Source organism: Bacillus velezensis (assembly GCF_001461825.1).
GTDB lineage: Bacteria > Bacillota > Bacilli > Bacillales > Bacillaceae > Bacillus > Bacillus velezensis.
Genome location: NZ_LLZC01000023.1, coordinates 1 through 8,923 on the forward strand (window position 1 = coordinate 1; position 8,923 = coordinate 8,923).

General features: G+C 51.4%; 2 protein-coding genes. Both read left to right on the plus strand.

Features of this window, described 5'->3' with window-relative positions:
- The coding region (locus AR442_RS19270) for a condensation domain-containing protein (RefSeq protein ID WP_234034292.1) at positions 1-1,293 on the plus strand (1,293 nt) is incomplete at its 5' end.
- Positions 1,294-1,314: 21 nt separating this feature from the next.
- The coding region (gene srfAB, locus AR442_RS21135) for a surfactin non-ribosomal peptide synthetase SrfAB (protein WP_060557624.1) at positions 1,315-8,923 on the plus strand (7,609 nt) is incomplete at its 3' end.

Consider the following 8,923-nt stretch of genomic DNA (forward strand, 5'->3'; position numbering starts at 1 on the left):
AAAGACGGCTTTGATCCGGAGATAACAGAAAAAACATTACATGTCCTGACGGTGCACCATGATGCGCTCCGGATGATTTATCGTGAACAAAAACCGTATTACAGAGGACTTGAGGATGTGTCTGTTGAACTGAACGTCTTTGAGCTGAACGGACCTGCTGAAGACCATGAGGACCGTATCGAAAGGGAAGCAGACCGTCTTCAAAGCAGTATTTCACTGGAAACAGGACATCTGCTGAAGGCCGGGCTCTTCCGGGCTGAAGATGGAGACCACCTTCTTCTCGCAATCCATCACTTAGTCGTGGATGGTGTATCTTGGCGGATTTTACTGGAGGACTTCACGTCCGTTTATACGCAGCTGAAGCAAGGCAATGAACCGGCGCTGCCGCCGAAAACACATTCATTCGCCGAATTTGCCGAGAGAATCAAAGAATACGCAAATACGAAGGCGTTTCTGAAAGAAGCGGATTACTGGAGAGAGCTTGAGGAAAAAGAGGTATGCACTCAGCTTCCGAAAGACAGGCAGTCTGGTGATCAGCGCATGAGACATACGAGAACGGTCAGCTTCTCTCTGACGCCAGAACAAACTGAACAGCTGACGACAAACGTACATGAAGCCTATCACACTGAAATGAACGACATCCTGCTCACGGCGCTCGGACTGGCGCTGAAAGAGTGGACGGGTGAAGACACGATCGGCGTTCATTTAGAAGGCCACGGGCGCGAAGACATTCTTGACGGCTTGAATATCACCCGGACGGTCGGATGGTTTACGAGCATGTATCCGATGATTCTTGAGATGAAGCACGCCGACGATCTTTCATATCAGCTGAAACAAATGAAAGAAGACATCAGACACATCCCGAACAAAGGAGTCGGCTACGGCATTCTGCGTTATGTAACGGCGCCTGAGCATAAAGAGAATCTTTCATTTGAGATTGATCCGGATATCAGCTTTAACTACTTAGGCCAGTTTAATGAGATGTCGGATTCCGGTTTATTTACAAGATCCGGGATGCCGTCAGGACAATCGTTGAGCCCTGACACAGAGAAGCCGAATGCGCTTGATATTGTCGGATTTATAGAAAATGGGCAGATGACGATGACGTTTGCCTATCATTCTCTCGAATTTCATGAAAAAACCATTCAATCGTTCAGTGACAGTTTTAAAGGACACCTCTTGAAAATCATAGATCACTGCCTGGCCCAAGACGGACCTGAGCTTACGCCTAGCGATCTTGGCGATGATGATCTGACGCTTGATGAACTTGATAAATTAATGGAAATTCTCTAACAGAAAAGACAGAGGTGACATATGAGCAAAAAATCGATTCAAAAGGTGTATGCACTCACACCGATGCAGGAGGGAATGCTGTATCATGCGCTGCTTGATCCGCATTCTTCCTCCTACTTCACACAATTAGAGCTTAGGATTCACGGAAGCTTTCAGCTGGAGCTTTTTGAAAAAAGCGTCAATGAGCTGATCCGGACATATGACATTTTGCGTACGGTATTCGTGCACCAGCAGCTTCAAAAACCGCGCCAAGTCGTATTGGCGGAGCGGAAGACGAAGGTGCACTATGAAGATATCAGTCAATTAGATGAAGCGCGCCAAACTGAGTATATCGAACGCTATAAACGCGGCGTGCAGCAGCAGGGCTTTCATCTGGCGAAGGATATTCTCTTTAAAGCGGCGGTGTTCAGACTCAGTGAGAAGGAGCTGTATCTCGTCTGGAGCAATCATCATATCGTCATGGACGGCTGGAGTATGGGCGTTTTGATGAAAAGCCTGTTTCAAAACTATGAAGCGCTTCGTGCCGGCCGGCCCGCCGGGGGAAGCCAGGGCAAACCTTACTCTGACTATATCAAATGGCTCGGAGGCCGGGATTATGAGGAGGCGGAACAATATTGGAGCAGCCGCCTGGCGGATTTCGAACAGCCGAGCCTGCTCCCGGGCCGTCTGGCAGCAGAAAAGAAAGACTACCAAAATGAAGAATATTCTTTTGTCTGGGATGAAGAGCTGGTCGCGCAGATTCAGCAGACCGCCAACCGGCATCAAGTCACGGGGCCTAACCTGTTTCAGGCCGTTTGGGGTGCGGTGCTCAGCAAATACAACTATACAGACGATGTGGTGTTCGGCACCGTCGTATCAGGCCGTCCTTCAGAAATCAACGGCATAGAAACGATGGCGGGGCTGTTCATCAATACGATTCCTGTCAGAATCAAGATTGACAAAGGTGCAGCCTTTTCGGACGTGATGGCGGCAGTTCAGAAAAACGCCGTGGAAGCCGAGCGCTATGATTATGTGCCGCTCTATGACATTCAAAAGCGCTCCGCCCTGGACGGCAGCCTCTTAAATCATTTGGTCGCGTTTGAAAACTATCCGCTGGACAAAGAGCTGGAAAACGGGGGCATGGAGGAAAGACTCGGCTTTTCCATTAAAGTGGAACATGCTTTTGAGCAGACGAGCTTTGATTTCAATCTTATCGTGTATCCGGGAAAAACGTGGACTGTCAAAATCAAATACAATGGAGCGGCTTTCGCTCATGATGCCATCGAACGAACGGCGCACCATCTGACCCGCATGATGAAAGCCGCGGTCGGAACGCCTGACGCGCCCGTGCGGGAACTCGGCCTTGTTTCAGGCGAAGAAGAGCGGCAGATTGTTGAGGTATTCAATGATACGAAAACGGCTCTTCCGGAAGAGGAGGCCGTTCACCGTTTGTTTGAAGAACAGGCAAACCGGACGCCTGCAAGCATCGCGATAAAAGAAGCGGGACGCGAATGGACCTACCGTGAAGTGAACGAAGCGGCCAACCGCCTGGCGAGACACCTTGTGAAGAGCGGACTGGAAAAAGGCCGGACCGCCGCTATTATGAACGACCGGTCTGCGGAAACCGTTGTCGGAATGCTTGCCGTCCTAAAAGCAGGCGGCGCATATGTGCCGATTGATCCGGCTTTTCCGGAGGACCGTCTCCGCTTTATGGCGGAAGACAGCTCGATTCGGCTCGTGCTGACAGTTCAGGACTATCAAGAACAAGCGGGCGCATTGCAAGTCCCGGTCGTCATGCTGGATGAAAGGGCGGATGAAACGGTAAGCGGAACAGACTTGAATCTTCCGGCCGGCGGCAACGACTTGGCGTATATCATGTATACATCCGGATCGACCGGCAAACCGAAAGGCGTCATGATTGAACACAGAAATATCATCAGGCTCGTCAAACATTCGAATTACGTGCCGGTGCATGAAGAAGACCGGATGGCGCAAACGGGAGCCGTCAGCTTTGATGCCGGAACCTTCGAAGTCTTCGGCGCATTGCTGAACGGAGCGTCATTGCACCCGGTGAAAAAAGAGACGCTGCTTGACGCCGGACAATTCGCCCAATTTCTGAAAGAGCAGCGGATCACGACCATGTGGCTGACGTCTCCGCTGTTTAATCAGCTTGCCCAAAAGGATGCCGGCATGTTTAACACGCTCCGGCACCTCATCATCGGCGGTGATGCGCTTGTGCCGCATATCGTCAGCAAAGTGAGGAAGGCATCACCGGAGCTGTCGCTTTGGAACGGCTACGGGCCGACGGAGAATACGACGTTTTCGACGAGTTTTCTCATTGATCAGGATTATGACGGTTCGGTCCCGATCGGGAAGCCGATCGGAAATTCCACTGCGTACATTATGGACGAAAACCGCAACCTCCAGCCGATCGGCGCGCCGGGTGAGCTGTGCGTCGGCGGAAGCGGAGTGGCAAGAGGCTATGTGAATCTGCCTGAATTAACGGAGAAGCAGTTTGTACGCGATCCGTTCAGACCGGATGAAATGATATACCGGACGGGGGACTTGGCGAAATGGCTTCCGGACGGCACGATCGAGTTTCTCGGCAGAATTGACAACCAAGTAAAGGTCCGCGGTTTCAGAATCGAGCTCGGCGAAATCGAGGCGAAAATCAGCCAGGCGGAGAATGTGACGGAATCTGCGGCTGTGATCCGGAAAAATAAAGCGGATGAAAATGAAATCTGCGCTTACTTTACCGCAGACCAAGCCCTTTCGCCGGAAGACCTGCGCAAAACGCTTTCGGAATCACTTCCGGAATACATGATTCCGGCGCACTTCATCCAGATGAATCAGTTTCCGCTGACGGCGAACGGAAAGATTGATAAAAAAGCGCTGCCTGAGCCTCAGGCTGAAGCCGTTCAAAAAGAATACGTAGCGCCGAAAACGGAAGCGGAGCAGAAACTCGCGGACATTTGGGAAGGCATTCTCGGTGTAAAAGCGGGTGTGACTGACAATTTCTTCACGATTGGCGGACATTCTTTAAAAGCCATGATGATGACCGCTAAAATCCAGGAGCACTTTCAAAAAGAAGTGCCGATTAAAGTGTTATTTGAAAAGCCGACCATTCAGGAGCTTGCGCATTATTTGCAGCATGAGAGCGAGGAGGAGCAGCAGTTTGAACCGATCCGACAAGCGCCTTATCAGAAGCATTATCCTGTTTCCTCAGCACAGCGCAGGATGTATATCCTTAATCAGCTCGGACAGGCCAGCACGAGCTACAACGTCCCTGCTGTACTTCTGCTGGAAGGATCAGTAGACAAAAAGCGTCTTGAGGAGGCCATGCAGGCATTAATCAACCGTCATGAGACCTTGCGTACGTCGTTTGACATGGCAGATGGAGAAGTTGTGCAGACCATTCATAAAAATGTGTCGTTTGAGCTTGAAACCGCCGAGGGCCGGGAAGAAGATGCAGAAGAGCTGACAAAAGACTTTATCAGGCCTTTTGCGCTCAACCGCGCGCCGCTTGTCCGTTCGAAGCTGATCCGGCTTGAAGAAGACCGGCATCTTCTGCTGATTGACATGCACCACATTATTACGGACGGAAGCTCAATGGGCATTTTCATCGGTGATCTTGCGAAGCTTTATCAAGGCACGGAGCTTGCACTGCCAAAGATTCATTATAAGGATTTTTCAGTCTGGCAGCGTGAAAAAGCAAATCTCGATCAGCACGAAGCCTACTGGCTTGATACGTTCAAAGGCGATCTGCCGGTGCTGGATCTGCCGCTTGATTTCCCGCGTCCTGCTGAGCGCAGTTTTGAAGGGGAACGCGTCATCTTCGGGCTTGATAAACAGGTGACGGCGCAGATTAAGAAGCTGCTGGCTGATACGGATACGACGATGTACATGTTCTTGTTAGCCGCTTTTCAAGTGCTGCTGTCCAAATATTCGGGGCAGGAAGACATCGTAGTCGGGTCTCCGGCGGCCGGAAGACAGCATCCTGATCTCCAAGACGTGCCGGGCATGTTTGTCAACACAGTTGCGCTTCGGTCGCATCCTATCGGCAAAAAAACGTTCAAACAATTTCTGGATGAGGTGAAAACGGCGAGCCTTCAAGCTTTTGAGCATCAAAGCTATCCGCTTGAAGAATTAATTGAAAAACTGCCGTTAACGAGGGACACAAGCCGGAGTCCGCTGTTCAGCGTGTTATTTAATATGCAGAACATGGAGATCCCGGCCCTGCGGCTCGGAGATTTGGAGATTTCTTCATACTCCATGCATCATCATGTCGCTAAATTTGATCTTTCCTTAGAAGCGGCTGAACGCGGAGAAGAGGTCGGATTGAGCTTTGATTACGCGAAAGCCTTATTTGCGGACGAAACCATCCGCCGCTGGAGCGCTCATTTTGTCAATCTGATTAAAGCCTGCGCTGAAAATCCGGATATTCAGCTGGCCGACGCAAGCCTGCTGTCCGCTCCTGAACGGGAAGCGCTCCTTTCTGATGAAAAACGTACGGAAGCGGATCTGCCTGAGGGCACTTTTGTTTCGCTGTTTGAACGGCAAGCGCAAAAAACGCCTGATCTCACGGCGGTTGCGGGCGGAACAAGTCTGACATATCGTGAGCTTGATGAACGCTCGAACCGGTTTGCCCGCCACCTTCAGGCTTGCGGAACGGGCAGTGAGGACATCGTGGCCATTATGATGGATCGTTCGGCCGACTTGATTACCGCGATTCTCGGCGTCATGAAAGCCGGAGCGGCATTTCTCCCGATTGATCCGGAGACTCCTGAAGAGAGAATCCGCTACTCTCTTGAAGACAGCGGAACGAAGCTTCTGGTCGTCAATGAGAGAAACATGACCGCGGCCGCCGTTTATAAAGGAAAAACGGTCGTAATGGAAGACGGAGAATGGCAGAACGAAAGCGCCGATCGGCTTGAAACGGAGCCCGGCGCCGACCAGCTTGCATATATCATTTATACCTCGGGAACAACGGGCAAACCGAAAGGCGTCCAGCTGGAGCACCGCAATCTAATCAATTATGTCACATGGTTCAGCCGTGAAGCCGGTTTGACCGAAGCTGACAAATCTGTGCTGCTGTCTTCTTACGCATTTGATCTCGGCTATACGGCTATATTCCCGATTCTTCAGGCGGGCGGAGAGCTGCACATTGTGCCGAAAGAGACGTACACCGCGCCTGATCAGCTTGGTGAGTATATACAGAAAAACGGCATTACGTATATGAAACTGACGCCGTCATTGTTCCATATGATCGTCAATACAGCCCGCTTTGCGGCAGAACGCCGTTTCAGCCCGCTTCGTTTAGTGGTGCTCGGCGGAGAAAAGATCATCACGTCCGATGTCCGCAAGTTTCATGACGTATACGCCCATACCGACTTCATCAATCACTACGGGCCGACGGAAACGACGATCGGCGCCATTGCGGGACGGATCAATATGGAGCGCCTTGATCAATATGAGCAGCGTCCCGTCATCGGCCGCCCGATCGCGAATACCGGCGCGCTTGTATTGGACGGAGCAATGCAGCTCGTTCCTCCGGGCGCAAGCGGCGAGCTTTATATTACCGGGAAGGGGCTTGCCAGAGGATATCTTCACCGTCCGCAGCTGACGGCGGAGAAATTTCTCTCAAATCCTTTTTCACCGGACAGCCTCATGTACAAAACGGGAGATGTCGTCCGCAGGCTTCCTGACGGGACGATTGAATTTATCGGCCGTGCGGATGATCAGGTGAAAATCCGGGGCTACCGCATTGAATTAAAAGAGGTTGAAACCGTGCTGTTAAGCGTAAACGGCATTCAGGAGGCGGTCGTTCTCGCAGTCAGCGAAGGCGGGCTGCCGGAACTGTGCGCGTACTATAAAGCCGGCAGCGAGCTGAAAGGCTCTGAGCTTCGCAAACGGCTTTCCGAAACACTGCCGTCTCATATGCTCCCGGCCTATTTCGTGCAAGTAGACCGCATTCCGCTCACAGCCAACGGAAAAACCGATAAAAACGCCCTCCCGAAACCGGGCGTCAGCCAAACGGCGCAAACAGCTTCAGCCTTGCCGGAAACGGAATTGGAGGAAAAACTGTGCCGCATTTGGAAACAGACACTCGGTACGGATACGCTCGGCATCGACGATAATTTCTTCGATTACGGCGGGCACTCTTTAAAAGGCATGATGCTCCTCGCCAATATTCAGGCTGAACTGGACAAAACGGTTCCGTTAAAAGCGCTGTTCGAACAGCCGACTGTCCGCCTGCTTGCCGCATATATCGAAAAATCAGCGGTATCTGAGGGATATCGGATGATCTCACCGGCAGACAGTGCAGACGCGTACCCGTTATCATCCGCCCAAAAACGGATGTACGTCCTGAACCAGCTTGACCGGGAGACAATCAGCTATAATATGCCGTCCGTTCTTCTGATGGAAGGAGAAGTCAATATTTCAAGGCTTCAGGAAGCGCTCAATCAGATGATCAATCGCCACGAGTCTTTGCGGACGTCCTTTATCGATCAAAACGGCCGCCCGATGCAGCAGATCGCAGAACAGGCTGACATCGACCTGCACATCTTTGAAGCAGCAGACGAGGAGAAAGCGGATCTTATCATTCAGGCATTCATTAAGCCGTTTGATCTGAGCGCGGCTCCGCTCATTCGGGCCGCTCTTGTCAGACTGAATGAAAAGAAACACCTGCTGCTGCTGGATATGCATCATATTATTGCCGACGGCGTATCCAGAAGCATGCTGGTCAAAGAGCTCGCTCATCTTTACAAAGGCGGGAGCCTGCCGTCGCCGAACCTGCACTATAAAGACTTCGCCGTCTGGCAGAATGAACCTGAGCAGGCCGAACGGATGAAAGACCATGAGCGTTATTGGCTCTCCGCATTTTCCGGCGAGCTTCCTGAATTGAATCTGCCGACCGATTTCCCCCGTCCGCCGGTTCAAAGTTTTAAAGGACAATCCGTCCGTTTCAGAGCGGGGCGTGAAACGGAAAAAGCGGTGCGTGAATTAATGGAATCATCGGGAGCGACTCTTCATATGGTGCTTCACGCCGCGTTCCATGTCTTTTTGAGCAAAATCACGGGGCAGCGCGATATCATTATCGGCTCGGTGACCGCCGGAAGAACGAGCGCCGAAGTTCAGGAAATGCCGGGGATGTTTGTCAATACGCTTGCGCTTCGCAATGAAACGCGCAAAGAGCAAACCTTCGCCGGGCTGCTCGAACAGGTGAAACAAACCAATCTCGACGCGCTGGCGCATCAGGATTATCCGTTTGAGGATCTGATCGGAAAGCTTGACCTGCCGAGAGATATGAGCCGAAATCCGTTGTTCCAAGTCATGGTGACGACAGAAGATCCGGATAAAGAAACACTGGAACTGGAGAACCTGCGCATCACTCCGTATGAGTCGAACCAAGGCACGGCGAAATTCGATCTGACACTCGGCGGCTTTACGGATCAAGAAGGTCTCGGCCTTCAGTTTGAATATGCGGCTGATCTGTTTAAAAAAGAAACAATTGAAAAGTGGAGCGCCGGGTTCCTGCGGATTCTGAAGCAAGCGGCAGAAAGTCCGGACAGAAAGCTGCCTGAGATTTCACTGATCAGCGATGCTGAAAAACAAGCCCTCCTTGACGAATGGAAAGGAAAAACAATTT